We start from the raw sequence: 23,670 nt of genomic DNA on the forward strand, positions 1-23,670 counted from the left end.
AGTCATAAGATGCAGGACGATCCCATTGTCATCGCAGGCTATGCCCGCACCCCCATGGGCGGGTTCCAGGGCGCATTGTCCTCGGTCAAGGCCACCGATCTGGGTGCCGCAGCGGTCAAGGCCGCGGTCGAGCGGGCAGGCGTGGCGGCCGATGCGATCGACCGCATCTATATGGGCTGCGTCCTGCCCGCTGGCCTGGGCCAGGCGCCGGCGCGACAAGCAGCGCTGGGCGCAGGGCTTGGCCTCAATACGGAGGCTACGACCGTCAACAAGATGTGCGGCTCCGGCATGCAGGCCGCGATCATGGCGCATGAGGCGCTCGCCAGTGGTGCAGCGGACATCGTGATCGCGGGTGGCATGGAAAGCATGAGCAACGCGCCCTATGCCCTGCCCAAGCATCGGTCCGGCGCGCGCATCGGCCATGACCGCGTGATCGACACGATGATGATGGACGGCCTGGAAGACGCCTATGAACCCGGCAAGGCGATGGGCGTGTTCGCGGAAGAAGCGGTGCGCGACTATCAGTTCACGCGCGAGGATCAGGACGCATACGCCATTCGTTCGCTCGAACGCGCCAATGCCGCGATCGGCAGCGGGGCGTTCGTGCGCGAGATCACGCCGGTCACGGTGAAGGGGCGCGGCGGCGACACGATCGTCGACACCGACGAGCAGCCGGGCAAGGCCAGGCCGGAGAAGATCCCGTCGTTGAAGCCCGCCTTCGTCAAGGACGGAACCATCACCGCCGCCAACGCCTCCTCCATATCGGACGGCGCGGCGGCGCTGGTCATGACGCGCGCCAGCGTGGCAGCGAAGCTGGGCCTCAAGCCCGTGGCGAAGGTCGTCGCCACTGCCGGCCATGCGCATGAGCCCTCCAAATTCGCGACCGCGCCGGTGCCGGCGATGCGCAAGGCGTTGGACAAGGTCGGCTGGTCGATCGCCGATGTCGATCTGTTCGAAGTCAATGAAGCCTTTGCCGTCGTCGCCATGATCGCTGCGAAGGAATTGGGCATCCCGGCCGACAAGATCAACGTCAATGGCGGCGCGACCGCGCTCGGCCATCCGATCGGCGCATCGGGCGCGCGCATTTTGGCGACGCTGATTGCGGCGCTCGAAACGCGCGGCCTGAAGCGCGGCGTGGCGAGCCTGTGCATCGGCGGCGGCGAAGCCACCGCCATGGCGATCGAACTGATCTGAAGGAGACAGGGAAATGGACATCAACGGCGTAGCAGCGATCGTTACCGGCGGCGCATCGGGCCTGGGCAGGGCGACGGCCACGATGCTGGCGCAGCAGGGTGCGAAGGTCGCGATCTTCGACCTGAATGAGGAGGCCGGACGGGCGACCGCGCAAGCGCTGGGAGGTGTCTATGTCGCTGTCAACGTCGCCGATGACGCCAGCGTTTCGGCGGGCTTGGACGCGGCCCAAGCGGCGCACGGCGTCGCCCGCATCCTGGTCAATTGCGCCGGCATCGCGCCCGCGATCAAGACGGTGGGCAAGGAGAATGTTCCCCATCCGCTTGATGCCTTCGCCAAGACGGTGACGGTCAATCTGATCGGCAGTTTCAACATGATCGCCAAATTTTCCGCCTGGCTTGCCGCTGCGGGGGAGATAGACGGCGAACGCGGCGTCATCGTCAACACCGCGTCGGTCGCGGCCTATGACGGACAGATCGGCCAGGCGGCGTATAGCGCGTCCAAGGGCGGCGTCGTCGGCATGACCCTGCCGATCGCCCGCGACCTGGCCCAGCACAAGATCCGGGTCATGACCATTGCGCCGGGCATTTTCCTGACGCCGATGCTGGAAGCCTTCCCGCAAAATGTGCAGGACGCGCTCGGCGCGCAGGTGCCGCACCCCAGCCGCCTGGGCAAACCATCCGAATATGCGCAGTTGGTGGAAAGCATCGTCCGCAATCCGATGCTGAACGGCGAAGTCATCCGCCTGGACGGCGCGATCCGCATGGCGCCGCACTGATAAAAAGCCCCCGGACCGGCGTGCAGTCCGATCCGGGGGTGGGGAAGACCGGCCTGAAAGGCCGGATTCCTTATTGGCTGGGCACCAGCCGCATCGCCGCGCCGCCGCCCGGCGCCAGCCACAGATCGTAGCGATCGCCCTTGCTGATGGTCCTCGTCTCATAGGCGATCTTGTGCCGCGCGTCGGTCAGATAGGTCGCGCCTTCGCCATCCTTGTAGATGGTGGCGGTGTAGGCCTTGCCCGGCTCCAGATAATCGAAGCCCAGCGTCACCGTCCGCGCGGTCGCATCGTTGACGCCGCCGACATACCAGTTCGCGCTGTTGCGGTCCTTGCGCGCAAAGATCGCATAGTCACCCACTTCGCCCGCGATCAGATGGCTTTCGTTCCAGTCGGCCGGCACCTTGGATATGAAATCCAGTTCCCTGGGATATTTGGCCAGCGTCTCGACAAAGTCCGCCGCCATCTGGATCGGCGAATAGAGGGCGAGATAGAGGCCGAGCTGTTTCGCCAGCGTGGACGCCAGCGGTGCATGGCTCGCTCCCTCCAGGCTCAGCACGCCCGGCGTGAAGTCCATCGGGCCGGACAGCATCCGCGTATAGACCAGCGTCGGTTCATGGTCCGGCCCGTTCGCAAATGTGCCCCAGGCATTATATTCCATGCCGCGCGCGCCTTCGCGTCCGACCCAGTTGGGATAGGTGCGGCGCAGGCCGGTATCCTTGATCGGTTCGTGCGCGTTGACCGCGACATGATATTTCGCTGCCGTCTCCACCACGCGCAGATGATGTTGCGCCATGCGCTGGCCGTCATGATATTCCATGCGGGTCTGGCCCGGCCGATCGCCCGGCGCGATGATCCCGCCTGCGTCCGCGACATAGCCGGTCTTGACGACATCGATGCCGAGGCCGCCATAAAGCTTCATCGCGTCGTCCAACTGCGCCTCATAATTGGCGATGTTGCCGCCGGTTTCATGATGGCCGATCAGGTGGACGCCTTTCTTCCTGGCATAGGCGGCCAGCCCCGGTAGGTCGAAATCGGGCGTGGACTGGGTGTAGCTGAAATCGTCGCCATGGCCGAACCAGTCGCCGTTCCAGCCCTTGTCCCATCCTTCGACCAGCACGCCGCGAAAGCCGTGTTTGGCGGCAAAATCGATATATTGCTTCGTCCGCGCGGTGGTCGCGCCGTGTTTCGGCCCTTCCGCCCACGTCCAGTCGCCCCGGATCATGCCCCACCAGATGCCGATATATTTGGCGGGCTTGAACCAGCTGACGTCGCCTAGTCGGTTGGGTTCGTTGAGGTTCAATTCCAGATCATTTTCGACCAGTCCGGCGGCGTTGTCGGCGATGCGGATGGCGCGCCAAGGCGTGTTGAACGGCAAGTCGCGGATCACCCGCGCGCCCTGCGAGGAAGGGGAGAGGGTTGTGCGAAAGGTCTGGCCGGACGCGCGCTTCAGCCAATAGGCCGCATAATCGACCAGCGCGGCTTCGTGGAAGCTCAGATGCGTGCCGTCGTCCAGCCGCATGGTGATGGGCGTATGGGCGGTAGAGACGGCATCGATCGACGTCTTCTGATAGACCTGTTCGTAGCGGTTCCATTCGCCACCCGGAATCCACCAGGCCTGCCCCTTGGGCGCGATGTCGAACTCGGTCGTTTCGTCGGCGATCTTCATCGTTTTGAGGCCGGGCTGCTGCGGCAGCTCATAACGAAAGCCGACGCCATTATCGAACAGGCGGAAATGCACGTTCATGAGCCGCGCGCCCTGGACATTCGACTGGCGGAAGCGGACCGTCACTTCATTATAGCGGTCGGTGACGAAGCGGCGCTCGCCCCAGGGCTGTTCCCATCGATCGTTGCCCTGGCCCTTGTCCGATCCCGCGATCGCAAAGCCGCGCGCCATGTTGAACCCGTCGGTCAGGATGAAACCCAGCTTGGATGGCGCGATCAGCAGCCTGCCCTTGCGCGACAGCGACCAGGTGGGGCGGCTGTCATTGTCCGTGGAAACGGTCAGCACGATCGACCCGTCGGGCGAGGTGGAGGTGACGGCGGGGCGCGCCTCCTGCGCAGAGGCCGGTGTCATGAAGACGAACGGAAGGGTCAGCGCGCAGGCGCGCAGCAACGGGTTCAGCATTGGGGCGTCTCCTTATTCTTCGATGATCAGCGCGCCGAAGGGCGGCAGGGTGCCGGGTGTGGCGCCATTGACGGCGGACAGCAGCTTGTTGGTAGGGGCGATATCTTCGGGCCATTCCGCCGGCTCGGCCGACAGATTGAACAGGCAGAGAAGCGACTGGCCATCGGCGGTGCGTCGGAACAGCAGCCGCTGATCGTCGGCGATGAGTATCTCAAAGCTACCATGGCGTAGCGCCGGGTTAGCCTTGCGCAGCGCCAGCATCGCGCGGGTGTGGTTCAGCAGCGACGCTGGGTCAGCCTCCTGCGCGTCGACCGCCAGCGCCAGATGATCCGCACCATGGGGCAGCCAGGGTTCGACGCTGGAAAAGCCCGCCTGCGCCGCATCGGTTGCCCATGGCAAAGGCGTGCGCGCGCCGTCGCGGGACAGGGTCAGCGGCCAATTGGCGATCGCCTCGGGATCTTGCAGCCGTTCGAAGGGGATATCGACCTGGGTGATCCCCAGTTCCTCGCCCTGATAGAGGATGGCGTTGCCGCGTAGCGCGACCAGCAGCATCGCCTTCAAGCGCCCGAACGCCGGGCGATCCTCCGCCGCGCACCAGCGGGAAAGCGCGCGCGGCGCATCATGATTTTCGAACGCCCAGCTTGGCCAGCCCATGCCCGGTTCGCCCGGCCAGCGATCGACCGTGTCGGCCACCAGAGCGGGCGTCAGCGCATCGGCATAGAGGAAGTTGAAGCCATAGGCGCTGTTGAGGTGGGTTTCGCCCGCCGTATAGGCCTTCATCTCCGTCTCGGAAAGGTCGCCGCCCACCTCCGCCACGGTGAAGATCGCGCCATATTCGTCGCATAGCGTGCGGATGCGCTTGATGAAATCGACCACGCCGGGGTGCGACTGGCTGTAGCGCTTGATCTGAAAATCGAAGGACCGCGTGCGCGGCTTGCCCGTATCGGGCGCAGGCGGATTGTCGCGCAGCAGGGGATCGTGCATCGAATGGTTGAGCGCATCGAGGCGGAAGCCGTCCACGCCGCGATCCAGCCAGAAGCGCATCGCGTCCAGCAGCGCATCCTGCACCGCCGGGTTATGGACGTTGAGCTGCGGCTGGCTGGTCAAAAACTGATGCATATAATATTGGCCGCGTCGCCCGTCCCAGGTCCAAGCCGGGCCGCCGAACACCGACTGCCAGTTGTTGGGCGGGGTGCCGTCTTCTTTGGGATCGACCCAGACGAACCAGTCGGCCTTGTCGCCGGTCCGGCTGGCGCGGCTTTGCGCGAACCAATCATGCAGGTCCGACGTATGGGCATAGACCTGATCGATCGTGACTTTCAGGCCCAAATCATGCGCACGGGCGATCAGCGCATCGAAATCCGCCAGCGTGCCGAAGATCGGATCGACGTCGCAATAGTCCGCAATGTCATAACCGAAATCGCGCATGGGAGAGGTGAAGAAGGGCGAAATCCAGATCGCGTCCGCGCCGAGCCGGGCAATATGCTCCAGTCGCTGCGTGATACCGTTCAGGTCGCCGATGCCGTCATGATTGCTGTCCTGAAAACTGCGCGGATAGATTTGATAGATCACCGCCCCCTTCCACCAGGGCTGATCGGTCGATGTCGTCGCAAGCGTCATAAGGGGCGTTCCGGCGGTTAGGGGTGGGCGGCGCAGACGGCGTAGCCGAAGGCGGGGAGGGACAAGGCGAGGCTGCCTGGCGCTTGCAGCGCGGCGGGGCAGGCGCCGATCAGCGACGTGAAGCCGCCGCTGGCCGGATCGACCGCGACATAACCGGAATAGGGCGTCGCGGCCGTATTGAAGGCGACCAGGACTTCGCGGCCCGTATCGGGATCGATGCGGGATACGGCGAACAGGCCGGGCTTGTCCGAACTGTTGCGCAGGACAGTCGCGCCGCGCGACAGGGCCGGCGTGGCGCTGCGGATTTTCGCCAGCTTTGCAATTGCGCGATAGAGCGGATGGTCGGCATGGAAATTGTCGGTCGCGGTGGTCGATGCGGTGCCGACCAGCCTGTCCGCATTATATTCGGCAACCTTGGATGCGAACATGTCCTGCCGCGCCTGCTGGTCGTTGCCGGTGCCGGCGAAACCCTGCTCGTCGCCATAATAAAGCGTGGGCACGCCGCGCAGCGTCAGCAGCATCGCATGGCCCAGCAGGTCGCGCGCCAATTCCTCTTCCGCGCTCATGCCGGGCTTGGCCTGACGCAGGAACCAGGCGAAGCGGCCCGCATCATGATTGCCCAGGAAGGTCGGCAGTTGCAGCGCCGCCGCCTTCCCGCCTTCATAAAGGGCATCATCCTCCCCCAGCCGCGCCAGCATGTCGGTGCCGCTCTTGCCGCTGGCTGCATCGACGGCCGCGCGCATGAAGGCGAAGTCCAGCACGGCGGGAAATCCGGCGTTGCGCGTCCAACTGGCCAGCAATGCCGGGTCATAAGCGTCGGTGGCGACCTCCCCGAACACATGAAAATTCGGGATACCGTTCGCCGTGGCATGGGCGCGGATGGCGGGAATGAAGGCGCGCCAAAATTCCGCATTCACATGGCGCGCGGTGTCGATGCGGTATCCGTCGATGCCGAAGCGATCGATCCAGCCTTTATAGATGGCGATGAAGCCAGCCACCACGCGCGGGTCTTCGGTGGCAAGGTCGTCCAGCCCGACGAAATCGCCATATTGTGAACTCTCGCCCTTCCAGTCGGTGTCGCCGCGATTGTGATAATAGACGGGGTCGTTGAGCCAGGCGGGGACTTTGACCCTTTCCTCGCCCTTCGGCACGACCGGGGTGTAGGCGAAGGCCGGATCGGTCAGCTTCGCCCAGTTCGCGGCGCTGCCATCCTGGTCGCCGGCGAAACCCGCATTGATCGGCGCGCCCGCCACGCCGCCACGGCGCGACCAGGGATAGTCGGCCTTACTGCGATAGGACGCCGCGCTGGTCGGGCTTTCGCGATATTGGATCACATCGGCGGTATGGTTGGCGATGATGTCCATATAGACTTTCATGCCGCGCCCATGGGCGGCATCGACTAGCGCCTTGAAGTTGGCGTCGCTGCCGAAATGCGGATCGACGGTGGTGAAGTCGGTCACCCAATAGCCGTGATAGCCCGCGCTTTCCTGTCCCTGGGCACCCTGCACCGGCTTGTTTTTGAACACCGGTGCCAGCCAGATCGCAGTCGCGCCCAGCCCCTTGATATAGTCCAGCTTCGCGGTCAGCCCCTTCAGGTCGCCGCCATGATAGAAGGCGCGCGATGTGGGGTCATAGCCGGTCTGGAGCGGGCCGCCCTTCAGGCCGCCCTTGTCATTCTTGCGGTCGCCATTGGCGAAACGATCGGGCAGGACGAAATAGACGATCTCCTGTTCCGGGGTGCGGGCGCGCAAGTCGGCCAGCGTATCGGCCATCGCCAGCGGCGCGCCCAGGAGAGCCGCACCGATCCCGGCGACTGTCACGAAAAATCTCGTGGCCGTTCGACCCATCATGGGCACCCCTTTGCTTGAACCTTGGGAAAAGGCCCGGCGACGACAAGGCCGCCGGGCCACTCTACACATCAGAAGCGGTAGTTGAAGCCCGCCATGAAGCGGCGGCCATAGCTTTGATAGTTGCGGACCTGGATCGACGCGCCGGTATCGACCGATACGAAGGGTTCGTCGGTCAGATTCTGGCCCTGCACGAAGATCGCCAGCCCTTCCAGCGCGCTGCCCTTCTGAAAATCATAGCCGACCTGTCCATCGACGATGGTTTCGCTCAAAGCCCGGCGCAACTCGCGCTCGCCGCCGAAGCCCACGAACTGGCCGACGAAGGCGGAACGGTAGCGGGCCGAAGCGCGGGCGTTGAAGCCCCATTTCTCGAAGAACAGCGTGCCATTGGCGACCCAGCGCGAATAATCGGGCAGGTCTTCGGATGCCGCGCCGACGCCCGGCTTGATGCTGGTCTTGGTATAGCCCACGCCGCCGGTCAGGCCAAAGCCCTCCAGCGCGGGTGTCACGATGTCGAACGGCACGGTGCCGGCGACCTCGAAGCCGTAGAGCTTGCCACCCTTGCCGTTGACCGGGCGGGTCAGCGTGCCGTCGGGATCGGTGACGCCCGGCGGCAGGACGATCGGCAGGCCGGTGTAATCGAACGCCGCTGTCTCCCGATAGACATAGCTTTGCAGCTTCTTGGCGAACAGTTGCAGGCTCACATAGCCCTTGGTCCCGAAATACTTCTCGAAATTCAGGTCCGCCGCCCAGGCGCGATAGGGGCGCAGGGTGGGGTTGCCGCCGGTGCCGGTGATGACCCCGCTGGCCGTGTTATAGCCATAGTCCAGGCTGACCTTCATATCCTCGAACCGGGGGCGCTGGATTTCGCGCGCGGCCGCCAGACGGACGATGAAATCGCTGGGGAAGCGCAGGGACATGTTCATGCTGGGCAGCACGTCCCAATAATTGTCGCCCCGTGTGGTCGGCACCAGGTCGGCCGCCGCCAGGTTTACGAAACCGCGCGACTTCTGTTCGGTATTCTGCGCGAGTACGCCGATATTGCCGGTCAGTTCCGCCGATCCAACGTCCGATTTGATATTGGCCATCAGATAGGCGGACATCACCCGCTCGGTCACCGAATAGGCCTTGGCCGGCACGTCCTTACTGGGATTCAGCGTCTTGATATACACGCCGTCGGCCAGCAGCTTGAACGGGTCGTAGGACAGGATCGGACCGATGCCCAGGAAGCTGAGGTCCGTCGCGGCCAGACGATATTGCTCCGGCAGCACAAGCGACGTTGCGCCATTGGCCAGGTTCAGCACATATTCTTCGGGCGTCTTGGCCTTGGTGCGGTCGACATAGCCCAGCCCCGCGGTGATCTTCGACAGGAAGCCTCCCTCGATCTCCTTGCCGAACTCGACCTGATAGCTCTTGATCTCATCATCGATGATGCGGTTGTTATAATAGCCTTCCTGATGGCCTAGCGGTGCGCCGCCACCCCAGCCGAGCGGGTCGGTCAACACCATCAGATTGGGATCGCTATAGTCGAGCAGACTGGAGGTGAAGCGCGTGCCCTTGGCACCGCTCACGAAATCCAGCGTGTCGGTCGCGCCATTGCCGGGCCCGTAACCAGTGCCCGCGTTCGACTCCAGCGACAATTCGTTGCGGTCGGTGCGCGAATAGCCGAAATCGAAACTGGCCGACCAGCCATCGTCACCGGTATATTTGCCGTTGAACCCGCCGGAGAAGATCTTCGACTTGCGCTCATAGCCATGGTTGTTGACCACCGCCTCGACGCCGGTGAAGGTGCCCTTGTTGATGAAACCGCTGTCGGTGCCGATGCTGGCGGGGACCAGCGTCGCGCCGCTCCAGTAGAGCGGAAATTCGACGCCGCGCTTGATCTGCTTTTCCTTGAAGTCGCCGTAAAAGCCGTCGAAGGTCAGGAGCAGCGTATCGGTCGCCTGCACCTGCACTGCGCCCTGGATGCCCAGGCGCTTCAACTGCGTCGAGACGCCGAACGGCTTAATGCCGCCGATGACCTTGTCGCCATTCGGCCCGTCGGCATAGCCCCAGGCCTCGAACTCCTTCGACTGATAGGGTTCGTCATTATAGGCGGCGGAGAGCGACACGCCGATGCGGTCGCCCGCGAACTGGCCGACATAGGTGCCGGTCAGGCGATAGCCCTTGTCCTTGCTGTCGGCATTGACCTTGCCCAGATCGGTGTAAACGCCGCGCGCGCCGACCGAGAACAGTTCTTTGCCATAGTCGAGCGGGCGGATGGTGCGGATGTCGACGGTGCCGGCCAGGCCCTGGTTGATGAGGTTGGCCTGGGGCGACTTGAACACATCGACGCGGCTGACGACTTCGGACGGATATTGGTCGAATTCGACATTACGCTGTTCGCCGGTCGACGTCTGCGGGCGGCCATTGAGCGTGGTGGAGGAGAGGTCGGCGCTGGCGCCGCGGATCGCGATCGAATTGGCGCGGCCGAACAGGCGCTGCGACGTCAGGCCGGGCAGGCGGGCGATGGATTCGCCGATCGATGCGTCGGGCAGCTTGCCAATATCCTCGGCCGATACCGATTCCACGATCTGCGCGGCGTTCTTTTTCGTGTTGACGGCGCTCTGCAACGCGGCGCGGAAGCCGGTGACGACGATCGTGTCGCTGGCCGCATCCTGCGACGCGGTGTCGGCCTGCGGCGCGTCCTGCGCGAAGGCGGGGCTGGCGGCCGCCGTCGCCATGATGGCCAGAAGCGATGCGCCGAACAAACGGACGCGATGATGATGATGAGCCACTTTGATCCTCTCCCCCATGGACACCGGACACACCCTGTTTGCCGGTGCTGGAAACCCTGGCCGCAAGCATGGCTGTGAAGCGCCACGTTCCTGCGGGTGGGCCGGTCATACGCCCCGTTCGCGCCACCCGGCCATAAGGCATACGTATACGCATATATGCACAGGCCCCGACTGTGGCCGTCATGTCACGATGAGCCTGGCCCGGAAGGACGCAATTGCCTTGTTTTCAGCGTGGCCCTACCATGGCTGTGGCGTATCGACCGCGCCGGGAGAGGGATATGGGGCGCCAGCCCACCAGCAAGCCGACCAGCTTCGACATCGCCTATCTGGCAGGCGTGTCGCAGCCCACGGTCAGCCGCGCGCTGCGCGGATCGCGATCGGTCAGCCTCGCCACGCGCCAGCGGATCGAGGCGATCGCTCAGGAACTTAACTATTCGGTCGACAAAAATGCGTCCTCGCTCCGGTCGCAACGATCGAACACCATCGCGCTCCTGTTCTTCGAAGATCCCACCCCCGACGAATCCAACATCAACCCCTTCTTCCTGGCGATGCTGGGATCGATCACGCGGCAATGCGGCGCGCGCGGGCTGGACCTGCTCATCTCCTTCCAGAAAATGGAGGATGACTGGCACGTCCGTTACCAGGACAGCCACCGCGCCGACGGCCTCATTCTGCTCGGCTATGGCGACTATACGCTCTACGCCCGGCGGCTGACCGAACTGGTCGATCATGGCACCCATTTCGTCCGCTGGGGGTCGGCGGGGGAGGACACGATCGGGCCGACCGTGGGATCGGACAATGTCGGGGCGGGCCGCCTGGCCGGCGAGCATCTGCTCAGTCTCGGCCGCCGCCGCATCGCCTTTCTGGGCCAGGCGGACGAACATTATCCCGAATTTGCCGATCGCTTCACTGGCCTGTGTCAGGCGATGGCCACGTCCGGCATCGCCCCCGATCCAGCGTTGCAGGTCGATGCGCTGACGGCCGAGGATGCCGGCCATGCCGCCGCCCGGACGCTGATAGCGCGGGCCAAGCCCTTCGACGCGATCTTTGCGGCGAGCGACCTGATCGCAATCGGCGCGATGCGCGCGCTGGCGGAGGCGGGCCTGTCCGTTCCGGGCGACGTCGCCATTATCGGCTTCGACGATATCCCGGCCGCCAGCCTGACCACGCCGCCGCTGACCACGATCATGCAGGACATGAAGGGGGCCGGACAATTGCTGGTCGACACGCTGGTCGCGCAAGTGGAGGGTCGGCCTCCGCCGCCCTGCACGCTGGGAACCAGGCTGGTCGTGCGGCGGAGCACGGCCGGATAGGGGCAGGTCAGTTCTGCGGCACGGCCGTCCGGCCCGGCACTATCAGGTTGAGTATCACCGCCACTACCGCAGCCGGCAGCACGCCGGACGCCAGGATGATGCGCGCGGATGCTGGCAGGTGCGACAGCGCGTCGGGTTCGAGTTCAAGGCCGATGCCCAGAGACAAGGCGAGGCCGAAAATCAGCATGTTGCGCTGGGTCCATGCGACCGCCGACAGCATGGACAGGGCGGCCGACGCGACCATGCCGAACATCAATATCACCCCGCCACCCAGCACCTCGATCGGTATGGTGGTGATCGCCGCGCCGATCTTCGGCACCAATCCGCACAGCACCAGGAACAGAGCGCCGACCGTCACGACATGGCGGCTGACGATGCCAGTGATGGCGATCAATCCCACATTCTGGCTGAAACTGGTATTGGGCATGGCCCCGAACAGCGCGCCGATCGCCGTTCCCACGCCATCGGCGGCCGTCGCGCCGATCAATTCGCTGTCGCGTGCCGGGCGACCGACATTGGCTTCGCAGATGGCGGACACGTCGGCGATCGATTCGATCGCGGAGATGAAGCCCATCAGGCAGAAGCCTACTATAGCGGACGCCGACAGAGCGAAACCGAAATGGAACGGATCGGGCAGCATGACGACAGGGGCGGTGCCGATCGGGGCCAGCGACACGCGGCCCATAGCGGCGGCGAGAGCATAGCCAGCCAGCAGTCCCAGCAGGACAGACGCGGTGGACCACAGGCCTCGCGCAAAAAAGCTGAGCCCCAGCGTCGTGACGATGACCACGCCCGCCAGCAGCCAGCCTGCGCCCGCGCCATAGGCTGGCGTACCCTGCGCCATGACCCCGCCGGCGGCATATTGGATGCCGACCCGCATCAGCGACAGGGCGATCATCAGCACGACCAGGCCCGTGACCAGCGGCGGCAGGGCGAAGCGGATGCGGCCCACGAACATGCTCAGCACCGCATGAAACAGCCCGCCGCACAGCGCCGCGGCGGTCAGTGCCGCCATGGCGTCCACCCCGCGCCCGGCGCAGATCGGGATGATGACCGGGAGAAAGGCAAAGCTGGTGCCCTGCACCAGGGGCAGGCGCGCACCCACCGGTCCCACGCCCACCGTCTGAAGCAGGGTGGTCAGGCCGGCGAACAACATCGCCATCTGGATCATGTAAATCAGCGCGCCGGGGTCCGCCGATCCATAGCCGAACCCGGCGGCACCCGCGATGATGATGGCGGGCGTGATGTTGCTGACGAACATGGCCAGCACATGCTGGATGCCCAGCGGGATGGCGATGGCCAGGCCGGGGAAGTGATCGGGGTCGCGCGCCTGCGCCGCCGTCATTCCCGTTGGCTGCTCAGGCGCAGCCTGCGGTATGGCGAGCGGCGCTGCGGTCATTGCGGCGGTGCCTGCTCGTAGCGGTCCCAATGATCCAGCAATTCGTCCACGACTTTCGATCCGACCAGATACAGGCTTTCGAGCGATGCCCGCATGCCGGAATAGCCTTCATTTTCACGCAGTAGATTGTCGGCGGCGGTCACGCCGGGCGGCGGCATGGAATAGTTGCTGCCCGATCGCAACAGCATGACCCGCTGCTTGTCCGCCCGTCCGACCTTGTCCAGATAGGTCAGCGCCTGGAACGTACCTGTTTCTTCCATGGCGGAGGTGACAAACTCGCCCTTGCCGTGGGTGGCGCGCTTGACCCAGTCATTGGCCCAGTCGTTCATCAGCTTGCCGTGCCAGAAGGTCATGGCCGACAGTTGGTCGCCGATCAGGACGAAGGGCGGGCGCTGGGCATTGGGATAGCCCTTATAGGCTGCGCGCGCCGCCGCCACGCCCGGATCGTCGGGTAGGGGCGTGTCTTTGGTCAGGGCATAGGCCCAGTCGACCAGCTTGGGGTTCATGGCGAAGGTTCGGCCATCGGTATCAGGTGGATTGGGATCGTCCGGTCCCTTGCGGTCGAGCGCGAAGAAGCCCGATGCCCAGCCTTTGGGTATTTCGCGTGCGTCAATTTCATGGACCAGATCGCCGTCGACGCTGTAGCGCGCCCAGGCGGCCGATCCGATCGATGCATCCTGCGGATCGATGCCGGCGATGCCGGCGACCAGCCAATAGGCTTTGGACAGGTCGAAGCGCGGGTCAAGGCCCAACGCCATGGTCGCGGTGGCGGACCGCGCGGTACCGACGCCGGTCACCATCGCCAATATCTGGGTGTCTGGGTTGTAATAGAGGTCGTGCCAGGATTGGGGGAAGGGGATGCGGACATTTAGCTGCCGCCTTTCCTTCCACAACTGGAACTCGCCGGGCGCATCGCCCTCATCCGCGCCGATTTCGAACATGGTGACGATGACCATGCGGACGGGCAGGCTCGTGGTGCACGGCTTGCCGGGGACGCAGGCAAGAACGGCATCGACCGCTGGTGACGCGGCCCCGGCCGTCCCGACCCCAAACAGGGCAAGGCAGGCCCAGGCAGTCCCAATCAGGCGGCGGACAGCAAATGGCATCGGCGCAGGGCCTTCCGGTAAAAGGGACGGGGAGCACAGAGATGCTGCGCTCCCCGAAACAGATCAGAATTTATAGACGGCGGACGCCTGGAAGCTGCGCGGCCGTTCCGGCAGGACGATAGTGCTGCCGAACAATTCGGTGAAGTTGGCGCGGAAATATTTCTCGTTGGTCGCGTTCTTCACCACCAGGCGCAACAGCATCGGTCCGGTTTCGAACGATACACCCAGGTCTACGGTGGTATAGGCCGGCAGCTTCACCGCCTGGCTTTGGCCCGAATAGACCGACTCGACATGCACCAGGCTGCCCGACAGAGCGAGGCCGAAGTCGAACGCATAGGTTGCGGTGGCCGAATACATATTTTCAGGAATACCCGCACGCTTGGAATCGTTCCTGCTGTTGATCGGCACCAGCCCGATCGGCTGGCCGCCCAGATAGAGGGTCGGATCGGACACGTTCACCAGATCCTCGATGCCAAAGAAGCTGAACAGGCTGCCGTCCTGCAACGCGGTCAGATTATAGACATTGGTGTGGGTGTAAGCGCCGGTAATGAGCAGGTGCCGATCGACCGACCAGCGGAATTCCGCCTCCAGCCCCTTGGTCTCGACCGACTGGTTCACCGTGATCGACTGGATGTTAAAGTCGGTGCGCTTCTGCTTGTAGACCGACACGGCCGCATAGAGCTTGTTGTCGAGCCAACTGCCCTTGATCCCACCTTCATAAAGTTTGGAGGCGGACAGGAAGGTGCCACCCGCGACATCGGCCGGATAGATTTCCGCCCCTTGACCCGCGATCACCGTCGATTGCTTCGCGATGGTGCCATAGGGGATCAGGCCGAAGGGCAGCTTGTAGGATGCGCTGCCCGACCAGGACCAGGCGCCCTTGCTGCCGCTGGCATTGTTCGCCGCCAGGCCGGCCGCGGGGGCTTCCATCTTCGAGGTGATGTTGGTCGCCTTGACGTCCAGATGGTCGTAGCGCGCGCCCAGCGTCACATCCAAGCCGAAGGCGAAGTCGAGATCGACCAGCCCCGCGAGCGCCAGGTCGCTATAATGGCCGACGACATAATTGGTGTAGTCGCAATCGCACTCGGTCGACAGCAACCGGTCCGACAACGCATCATAGCCCACCGTCAGGTCGACGCGGTGGAAATATTCATAGTTGAAGTCGTCGCCATGCGCGAACTTGGTGTAGCGGACCGACGGCGACAGCTGGAACGAGAATTTGCCCGCGCTGCTTTCCAGCGTCTTGGATGCGACGATCTTGTCCTCGATCACCCAGCTGTCATGGAATTGTGCGAAGCCATAGGCGTTCTCGTTCATATTTTCATAGCTGTCGTAGAACCACTGGTTCTTCAGCTCGAAACCGCTGTCCGCGGTGTAGATAGCGTCGAAGTAGAAGGTCGAACCCCGGTTGACCAGCTTATCATCCTTTCCGGTCAACACATCGCGGCGGCTGAGTTTGGTCGTGCCCGTATTGGTCAGCGCTAGGCTGGGATAGGTCGACGTGAAGCAGGCGTCGGTAAAGCCGCTGGCAAAGGGGCTGAACGTGCTGTTGGGGCAGGAGAAGTTGCCGAAGATAGAGAAGCCGCCCGGCACCGAAGCCTTGATTTCCTGCTGCGAAATCTGCCCGTCGCCACTGGTGTCGAGCGGCTGGGCCTGGCCGGTGATGTACGTGCCGTCATCGACCAGCGCCTGGGTCAGGCGGTTCCAGCCGCCATTTTGCTGGCCTTTGTAATTTTGATACTGGCCGCCAAATTCGATGCGGACATGGTCGGACAGGTCGGTGTCGAAGGAGCCTTGCAGGATGGTCTGCTTGGTCGACATGTTGCGATAATAGCTGCCGTCATCCTCATATTGGCCGAACAGGCTGTAACCAAATTCCTGCTCGCCGATCTTCAGTGGGCCGGAGACATTGCCCTTGACGACATTCATGTCCCAGCTGCCGCGGGTATAGCTGATTTCGCCACTCGCCTTGTCGCGCAACTTGCCGTCGGCAACGCGCGCCGATTTCGGCACGAAATTCATGTAGCCGCCGGTCTTGGAGGGCCCGAAAATGGGCGACGCCGGGCCGCGGACGATATCGATGCGGTCCGATGCGCCGATGGGCGTGGGATAGTTGCCCGGATTGTCCAGGCGACGCATGCCGCGGAAATAGACTTCGCCGGGCGTGCCGCGAATGTCGAGCGCGCCGCCGACGCCGAAGAAGCTGTTGGTGAAGGTGCCGGGCGCCTGCGCGACCAGGTCATAAATGTCGGTGATGCCGAACCGCTCCATCTGCTCGCTGCTGATGGTCGATGCGGAGCGCGGGGTTTCAAGGATCGTCTTGTCGAAGCCGAAAATCGAACCGACATTCTTGATCGGCAGCGCGTCGAGTGCGCCGGTGACGACGATTTCGGCGGTCGGCTCTGGCGCATCCTCTGGCGCGGGCGTCTGCGCCCAGGCGGCGGAACTCAGCCCAGGACTTAGGGCGGTGCAGGACAGCAACGCCAGCGTGGCGATGGCGGTCGATCCCGGTCGCGAACGATGTTGCCGCGCAGCATGATTGTTAGAACGATGAAAAGGCAGATAATGCGCCATGTTGAGCCCCCTTTATAATGGCGACGAAGCGTAAATCCCCACGGCTTCGCCAGCCGGTTGTCCCTGCTGTCTGCCTCTCCTATGAAAATTTTTGATGCTGCAATGCGTCATGCTAATAGTCTTGACGCGGCGCAGCAAAGAAAATGTCTTGTTTTTATCGTTATTATTTCAGTCTTCGTCGAGTTTTTACGGCACGATCGATTTATTAAAGCTGGAAACGGTAACATCTTCGAAAGTCTCGAAATCTTTCTCCAATCGGATTTGAAGCGCGGCCTTGGCGCTCGATCGTGCGAGGATGCGACAACGATCCTCGGCCCAGCCCGCGGCGCAGGGTGGGGCGCGCGTGCCAACATGCCTGTCCACCCAGATGCTGGACCCGTCGACGAACGCCTGCTCTAGGCTGGTGCGCGCCATCTGCTTGAGATCCGCATAGCCCATGCCCTGTTCGCGCGCGGCGCGCAGATATTCCTGGGTCATGTCGGTGCGTAATATGCCTTGGTCGTCGGTCGATAGCAGCGTCGGGACGCCCGCCCGGCGATAGAGGCGTAGCGGGTGATCGTCGCCCTTCACTCCCAATATCACGGCGTTGCTGGTCAGGTTGATTTCCACCGCAACATCGTCGCGCGCCATCCGCGCCAGGGTGGCGATGGCGTCGTCCTCGTAAGCGATGGCGGTGCCATGGCCGATCCGTTCCGCGCCCGCGTCCAGCGCCTTGGCGATATGGTCGCGCAGGGCGGCGGGGGGCACCAGGCCGAACGCCAGTTCGCCCGCATGCAGCGTGCGATGCACGCGGGGATGCCGTTCCGCCAGAAAGCGGACCATCGCCATGTGCAGGTCATAGTCGCGCAGCGCGATCACCCAATCTTCCGGCTGCACGATGTTGATGCCGACATAGCGCGGATCGCGATCGGCCAAGGCGAAGGCGAGGATCAGCGAGGTGAAGGCCTGCGCCGGGGGAAGGTCGCGCCATCCCCACGCGAGATAGCGGATGGCGATGCCGCAGCCGGGATCGGGGTTCGCGCCGCCACAGGCCAGCGCCTTGCCCGCCGCTGCCTCGTTCGCATCCAGTTCCGCGATCGCCCGATCGATGACGGGCTTCGCCGCCTTGATCGCTTGGCTGTAAAAGGCAGCCAGGCCGCTGGCGTCCAGCTTTACGTCCGCCGCGCCCAGCGTCGCTGCGATCAGTGCGTCGGGATTGTGGATCAGTTCCAAATAGCCAACCCGATCGCCCGCCGCGACTTGCCGTGCGACAACCAAGGCGCCGGTGTCCGCGACCGGGCCAGTCGGGCCGAACCGTTCGAAACTGCCGAAAAACTGCGTATGGCCGGACACGTCATTGGCGCCCACGCCCTGCTGCACGCCGCGCGTCGACATGGCATCGACCAGCCGGGCGAAGGCGAAGGGGGTCTGTTCGCCCACATGTTTGACCGTCCGCGCTTCGGGGCAGGGCGGCGCGACGACGCGGGTGCCGCTATCGTCCACGCACAGGCCCGCCTGCGCCGCCCAGCGCAGATAATCTTCCGCATAGGGGGTGCCGCCCAGATGATTGTGCAGGTCGCCGCCCTTGGGCATCGCCTTGAGGAACAGCCGCAGCGCGGGCGGACTGTCCGCCAGCCGGTCGAACAGGGCGGCCGCAGCCGCTTCCCCACTGGTCGTCTGCGCCGCAGCCGGCGACAGCACGGCCAGCGAGGTCATGAGGGCCAGGCCACGCTTCATTGCGGATCGGTTCCCGGCACATGATCCTTGTAGCTATCCCAATGGCTCAGCAATTCATGCACCACCGGCACGCCGACGCGATAATTGGCTTCGAACGCTGCGACCTGGCCTGCGCCTTCATCGGCGACGCTTTCGACGGCCGATCGGCCCGGCGGCGGCATGGATGGATTGCTGCCGGTACGCAGCACCAGCACGCGCGCCGGATCGACCAGCCCCTGTTTCGCGGCGATCGCCATGGCGCCGGCCAGCGATTGGCTTTCCATGTTGGTCATGGCGAAACGACCCTTGCCGCCGGTCCACAGCTTCACCCAGTCGCGCGCCCATTGGGTGCGGCCGGGGCCATGCCAGTAGCGGACTGACCCCAGCGTCTCGCCCATCAGCACGAAGGGCGGCTTTTGCGCATTGGGATAGCCGGCCCACGCTGCCCGCGCCTTTTGCAGCGCCGGACTGTCGGGAATGGCCACATCCTTGGTGCGATCATAGGCCCATTGCGCCAGGCTTTGGTTCAGCTTCACCGACATCGTCAGCTTGCCGGTATCGGTGAAGCCAGCGAAGCTCTCGGTATTCTGGGGCAGCGTGTTGGGCGCGTCGGCTCCGATTGCGAACAGGCCATAGGGCCAGTCCTTGCCCACTTCGCGATCGTCAAATTCCCGCAATGTGTCGCCCTGCACCACCCAGCGCGACCAGGCGGCGCTGCCGACCGATGCGATTTGCGGATCGACGCCCGATATGCCGGTAAACAGCCAGTAGGTCTTGCTGAAATCGAAGCGCGGGTCGAGCAAAAGGCTCATCAACTGTTCGGCAACGCCGCCCAACATCGTGTCCGGGCTGCCCCAGCACATGCCGTATAGTCCTGCCGCATTGCGGCGCAGCGGGTGTAGCGCACCCTTGATCGGGATGACCTCAGTCAGCTTCTCGCGCTCGGCCCAAAGCTGGAACTCGCCGGGCGCATCGCCCATATCCTCGCCGGGTTCGAAATTGGCGACGACGATGACCTTGACCGGGATCGGCTTGACGGACGGCAGCGCCGGCACAGGCGGTTCGGCAGCACGGCCCAATGACGGGCAGGCCAGCGCCGCGACCGTCACGGCCATCGCCATCATCGCCTGTCTTGCGGACCCCACCACCATTGCATCCCCACTATTTCACTCTGCGGTGCGAGTAAGGGCTTGACCTGATGCGATCAAACGCAATGAATCCTACGGAGTGTTGCAAAAATTAGGGTGGGTCCATGCCGGCATTTTCGCGTTTTCTGCGCTACTTCATGGCGGTCGGCCGACTGGGGTCGATCCGTAAGGCGGCAGACGAACTCAATATCTCCGCGTCCGCCATCGACCGGCAGATTTTGAATGTGGAGGCGGACCTGGGGATGCCGCTGTTCGAACGGTTGCCAACCGGCCTGCGTCTGACCGCCGCCGGGGAAATCATGATGGCGGCGGGCGGGCGCTGGCAGAAAAATCTGTCCGACGTTCGCGCCCAGATAGAGGATCTGCGCGGCCTCAAGCGTGGCCATGTCGACATCGCCATCATCGACGCGCTGGCGAAGGGCTATATCCCCGGCGCGATCCGCGCGATCCAGAGCCGCTATCCGGGCATCACCATTGGCGTGCGGGTGCTGGAAAACGACCGGGTGCGCGAAGCCATTGCCAGTGGCGAAGCGGATTTCGGCATATTGTTCGAACCGCAATCCTATCGCGACCTGACCGTGCGCTCCTTTGTCGAGGTCGTCCTGGGCTTCCTCACCCCCGCCGGCCACCCCTTTGGCGAGCAGCGCGAGGCCCGCTTTTCCGCCTGCGCCGGATCGCCATTGATCGTCCCGGCCGAGCCGCTGGCGGTGTGCCAGCAGATCGCCGTGCTGGAAGGGACCAGCGGCCTCATGATCGAACCCGCCGCCAGTTCCGACAATATCCAGATGATCACCTCGCTGGTCATGCAGGGGGTCGGCATCGGCATATTGACCTCGCTCGACGTGATTACGGAGGTGCAGCGCGGCACCCTTTCCTTCACCCGCATTTCCGATCCGATCCTGCGGCCGATGACGCTGGCGCTCTGCACCGCGGCGGCGCGCACCCCGTCTTACGCGGCGGGGATCGTCCTGGGCGAGATAGAGAGCGGCTTTGCGCAACTCAGCTATCCCGTCTCGATCGAGCGCGCCGACCTCTGATCCGCGTTACCGCCGATTGCCCCCTTGGCGCGGGCGGGATAATCGGCATGCTCATGTCCATTCCCGGCCAACTGGATTCGCTTTTCATGAGCAGCACCGCTGAACCCGAACTTTTCTACATCGGCTATGACGCCTTCCTCGCCGACGTACAGACCGTCGCGCGCCAGGTGGGGGAGGGCGACTGGACGCCCGACTTCATCATCGGCATCGGCCGCGGCGGGCTGGTCCCGGCGGTCTATATCTCGCACCAGCTCAAACTGCCGATGCTCTCGATCGACCATAGCAGCAAGGTGCCCGGCTTTGCCGACGAACTGCTGGGCAAGGTCGCGGCCAAGAGCGCGGCAGGAGTGAAGCTGCTGTTCGTCGACGACATCAACGACAGCGGCGGCACGATCGACTATATTCGCCGCCTGCTGGCCGACAATCGCTGCGACGCCGGCAACCTGCGCTTCGCGGTGCTGATGTCCAACAGCCGGTCGCGCCAGACGGTCGATTATTGGGCGAGCATGATCGATCGCGACAGCGACAAGCGCTGGTTCGTCTTTCCCTGGGAATCGGTCGGCGCCAGCGACGACATCGTGGAGGAGGCGCTGTCCGTGCCTGAGCGCCTGTCCTGAGCGGGGATAAGAGCGGCCGCGACGGGCGGATGCGGATCTGCGTGTTCCTTGGCTCCTCGCCGGGGCGGCTGCCCGTCTATCGAGAAGCGGCGGAGCAGTTCGGGACATTGCTGGCGCAGCGCGGCATCGGCCTGGTCTATGGCGGCGGCACCGTCGGCTTGATGGGCGTGGTCGCCGATGCGGCCTGCGCTGCGGGCGGCGAGGTGATCGGCGTCATCCCCGAAGCGCTACGCGCCCGCGAACATGACCATCAGGGGATCAGCGAACTGCATGTCGTTCAGACCATGCATGAGCGCAAGGCGCTGATGGCCAAGCTGGCGGACGGATTCGTGACGCTGCCCGGCGGCATCGGCACCTTTGAAGAGATGTTCGAGGCCTGGTGCTGGTCGCAACTGGGCTATCATGAAAAGCCGGTGGGGATGCTGGACGTCAACGGCTTCTACAGCGGCATGTCGGGCTTTATCGATCATGTCGTGGCGGAAGGGTTCCTGAAGCCCGAACATCGCGCCATGCTGCTGATCGAGCGCGATCCCGAACTGATGCTTGATCGCATCGCCCAATATCTGCCGCCCCGGACTGAACATTGGCTGGGCGACGGTGATGTTTAGGTAAGCCCTGCTCCGGCCTTCGCCGGAGCAGGACAGCGTGCGATTTTAAGCCTGTTCTGCCAGATAGTCGTCCAGCCGGGCCAGATGCGCCGCCACGGCCTCTGCCGGCAGGAACGAGCCGGTAAAGCTGTTGCGCGCCAATGTCGCCAGTTGACCCCGGTCCAGCCCGCGTGCCCCCGCGACCGCCCGATAATTGTCAGCGACATAGCCGCCGAAATAAGCGGGGTCGTCCGAATTGATGGTCGCTTTCAGGCCCAGCGTCAGCATGCGGTCGATCGGATGATCTTCGATCGCATCGATCACGCAGAGCTTGAGGTTGGAAAGCGGGCAGACGGTCAGCGTCATGCCGTCGCGCGCCAGCCGTTCGACGAGCGCAGCATCTTCCAGCGCCCGGTTGCCATGGTCGATGCGGTCGACTTTCAGCAAATCGAGCGCTTGCATCACATAGGCGGGCGGCCCCTCCTCCCCCGCATGGGCGACCAGGCGGAGGCCCTTCTCCCGCGCCGTGGCGAACACGCGCGCGAATTTCTCAGGCGGGTGGCCCATTTCCGAGGAATCGAGTCCGACCGCTGCAATCCGGTCCAGCCAGGGTTCGGCTTCCGCCAGCGTCGCAACGGCGTCCTCCTCGCTCAGGTGGCGCAGGAAGCTCAGGATCAGCAGGCTGGTCATACCATGCCGCGCCTCCGCTTCTGCGCGAGCGGAGAGCAGTCCTTCGATCACCTCGGCAAAGGGGATGCCCCGCGCGGTATGCGTCTGCGGATCGAACATGATTTCGGCATGGACGACGCCGTCTGCCGCCGCGCGATCGAAATAGGCGGCGGCGAGGTCGTGGAAATCCTGCCGCGTCCGTAACACGTCTGCCCCGGCATAATAGATGTCGAGGAAATCCTGCAAATTGCCGAACGCATAGGCGGCGCGCACCGCCTCCACATCCGCATAAGGGATGGCGACGCCATTGCGCCGGGCGAGGGCGAACATCAGTTCCGGCTCCAGGCTACCCTCGATATGGAGATGGAGTTCGGCCTTGGGCAGGCCAGTGATAAAGGCGTCGAGATCGATCATGGCCCCGACTCTAGGCGGGCACGCCGCCGCCCGCAAATGCAATCCCGGCGACGGCGTGTTGCCGCAATGCGCGCATCAATGGATCGACCGCACCCAATCCGGCAAATCGCCTAGCCGGTCCAGCAGGCGGAAGCGCGCATGGTCATCGGGCACCCGGCCCATTTCATGCGCCCACGCACCGTCCTGCGGGATATACGCCGCCCAGGCCCCCGCCTCCAGCGCGGGGTTGATATCCGACCGCAGCGAATCGCCGGCCATCACCGCCTGGTCCCCCCGCAACGCCATATTGGGCGAAGATTCGGGTGAAGGTGTCCGGCGTCTTGTCGCTGACGATTTCGATCCCGCTGAACAGGTCGCCCAGCCCGGACGCCGCCAGCTTGCTCTCCTGGTGCAGCAGGTCACCTTTCGTCACCAGCACGACCTCGCCCAGATGCGACAACGCCTCCAGCGTCTCCAGCACATCGTCGAACAATTCGACCGGATGGGCGAGCAGGGTGCGCCCGGCGGCCAGGATATCGGATACCAGCGACTTGGACAGATTGTCGCCCGCCAGGTCCACGGCCGTCTCGATCATCGACAAAGTGAAGCCCTTGGCCCCATAGCCATAAAGTTTGAGGTTGCGCGTTTCGCACGCGATCAACCGGTCGCGAGTGACATGATCGTCGGCGAAGGGCTGCAACATCGCCACCAGCGCTTCTTCGGTGGCATTGAAATGGCGCATATTGTGCCAGAGCGTGTCGTCGGCATCGAGGCAGATAAGCTTGATCGTCATC

General features: G+C 64.0%; 16 protein-coding genes and 1 pseudogene. 6 read left to right on the forward strand and 11 right to left on the reverse strand.

What is annotated here, in order from left to right:
* Positions 1–9: 9 nt before the first annotated feature.
* The gene (locus tag HHL08_RS04700; protein WP_169571312.1) at positions 10–1,194 is read left to right on the forward strand and encodes an acetyl-CoA C-acyltransferase; all 1,185 of its coding nucleotides are present in this window, start codon (positions 10–12) and stop codon (positions 1,192–1,194) included.
* 13 nt (positions 1,195–1,207) lie between these two features.
* On the forward strand, positions 1,208–1,969 hold the full coding sequence (locus HHL08_RS04705; protein WP_169571313.1) for an SDR family NAD(P)-dependent oxidoreductase: 762 nt from the start codon (positions 1,208–1,210) through the stop codon (positions 1,967–1,969).
* Between the two features lie 70 nt (positions 1,970–2,039).
* Here HHL08_RS04705 and HHL08_RS04710 read toward each other — a convergent pair whose 3' ends face one another.
* The 4 genes from HHL08_RS04710 to HHL08_RS04725 form a co-directional block, all read right to left on the reverse strand.
* Positions 2,040–4,094 carry a glycoside hydrolase family 97 protein gene (locus HHL08_RS04710; RefSeq protein ID WP_169571314.1) on the reverse strand — a complete coding sequence of 685 codons (2,055 nt, stop codon included), beginning with the start codon at positions 4,092–4,094 and terminating at the stop codon, positions 2,040–2,042.
* 12 nt (positions 4,095–4,106) lie between these two features.
* Complete coding sequence (locus HHL08_RS04715; protein WP_169571315.1) at positions 4,107–5,714, reverse strand: alpha-glucosidase family protein; 1,608 nt, start codon at positions 5,712–5,714, stop codon at positions 4,107–4,109.
* Positions 5,715–5,731: 17 nt separating this feature from the next.
* Entirely contained in the window at positions 5,732–7,564 is a 1,833-nt protein-coding gene (locus tag HHL08_RS04720) for an alpha-amylase family glycosyl hydrolase (protein ID WP_169571316.1), read from the reverse strand.
* 68 nt (positions 7,565–7,632) lie between these two features.
* Positions 7,633–10,284, reverse strand: coding sequence for a TonB-dependent receptor (locus HHL08_RS04725; RefSeq protein WP_235954927.1), 2,652 nt, complete (start codon positions 10,282–10,284; stop codon positions 7,633–7,635).
* 332 nt (positions 10,285–10,616) lie between these two features.
* On the opposite strand from HHL08_RS04725, the gene HHL08_RS04730 reads away from it, so the two are divergent.
* On the forward strand, positions 10,617–11,651 hold the full coding sequence (locus HHL08_RS04730) for a LacI family DNA-binding transcriptional regulator (RefSeq protein ID WP_169571317.1): 1,035 nt from the start codon (positions 10,617–10,619) through the stop codon (positions 11,649–11,651).
* 7 nt (positions 11,652–11,658) lie between these two features.
* On the opposite strand, the gene HHL08_RS04735 is transcribed toward HHL08_RS04730, so the two are convergent.
* The 5 genes from HHL08_RS04735 to HHL08_RS04755 all read right to left on the reverse strand — a co-directional run bounded on the left by HHL08_RS04735 (position 11,659) and on the right by HHL08_RS04755 (position 19,576).
* Positions 11,659–13,050, reverse strand: a complete 1,392-nt coding sequence (locus HHL08_RS04735; protein ID WP_169571318.1) for a uracil-xanthine permease family protein — start codon at positions 13,048–13,050, stop codon at positions 11,659–11,661.
* The gene (locus HHL08_RS04740) at positions 13,047–14,156 is read right to left on the reverse strand and encodes a purine nucleoside permease (RefSeq protein ID WP_169571319.1); all 1,110 of its coding nucleotides are present in this window, start codon (positions 14,154–14,156) and stop codon (positions 13,047–13,049) included. Before HHL08_RS04740 ends, HHL08_RS04735 begins: the two co-directional genes overlap by 4 nt.
* A 63-nt stretch (positions 14,157–14,219) precedes the next feature.
* Positions 14,220–16,730, reverse strand: coding sequence for a TonB-dependent siderophore receptor (locus HHL08_RS04745; protein ID WP_169571320.1), 2,511 nt, complete (start codon positions 16,728–16,730; stop codon positions 14,220–14,222).
* Positions 16,731–16,916: 186 nt separating this feature from the next.
* The gene (locus HHL08_RS04750) at positions 16,917–18,446 is read right to left on the reverse strand and encodes an adenosine deaminase family protein (protein WP_169571321.1); all 1,530 of its coding nucleotides are present in this window, start codon (positions 18,444–18,446) and stop codon (positions 16,917–16,919) included.
* Complete coding sequence (locus HHL08_RS04755) at positions 18,443–19,576, reverse strand: purine-nucleoside phosphorylase (protein ID WP_235954840.1); 1,134 nt, start codon at positions 19,574–19,576, stop codon at positions 18,443–18,445. Before HHL08_RS04755 ends, HHL08_RS04750 begins: the two co-directional genes overlap by 4 nt.
* Positions 19,577–19,677: 101 nt before the next feature.
* Between HHL08_RS04755 and HHL08_RS04760 the strand changes: the two genes are divergently transcribed.
* From HHL08_RS04760 to HHL08_RS04770, 3 genes are all read left to right on the forward strand, one after another.
* Positions 19,678–20,610, forward strand: coding sequence for a LysR family transcriptional regulator (locus tag HHL08_RS04760; RefSeq protein WP_169571322.1), 933 nt, complete (start codon positions 19,678–19,680; stop codon positions 20,608–20,610).
* Between the two features lie 86 nt (positions 20,611–20,696).
* Entirely contained in the window at positions 20,697–21,227 is a 531-nt protein-coding gene (locus HHL08_RS04765; protein WP_066608741.1) for a phosphoribosyltransferase, read from the forward strand.
* Between the two features lie 29 nt (positions 21,228–21,256).
* Entirely contained in the window at positions 21,257–21,835 is a 579-nt protein-coding gene (locus HHL08_RS04770; RefSeq protein ID WP_169571323.1) for an LOG family protein, read from the forward strand.
* A gap of 45 nt (positions 21,836–21,880) precedes the next feature.
* Here the strand turns inward: HHL08_RS04770 and HHL08_RS04775 are convergent, their stop codons facing one another.
* Positions 21,881–22,897, reverse strand: coding sequence for an adenosine deaminase (locus HHL08_RS04775; RefSeq protein WP_169571324.1), 1,017 nt, complete (start codon positions 22,895–22,897; stop codon positions 21,881–21,883).
* Positions 22,898–22,972: 75 nt separating this feature from the next.
* Positions 22,973–23,669, reverse strand: a pseudogene (locus tag HHL08_RS04780) (HAD family hydrolase).
* Position 23,670: the final 1 nt, after the last annotated feature.

It is taken from the genome of Sphingobium psychrophilum (genome assembly GCF_012927105.1).
Lineage (GTDB): Bacteria > Pseudomonadota > Alphaproteobacteria > Sphingomonadales > Sphingomonadaceae > Sphingobium > Sphingobium psychrophilum.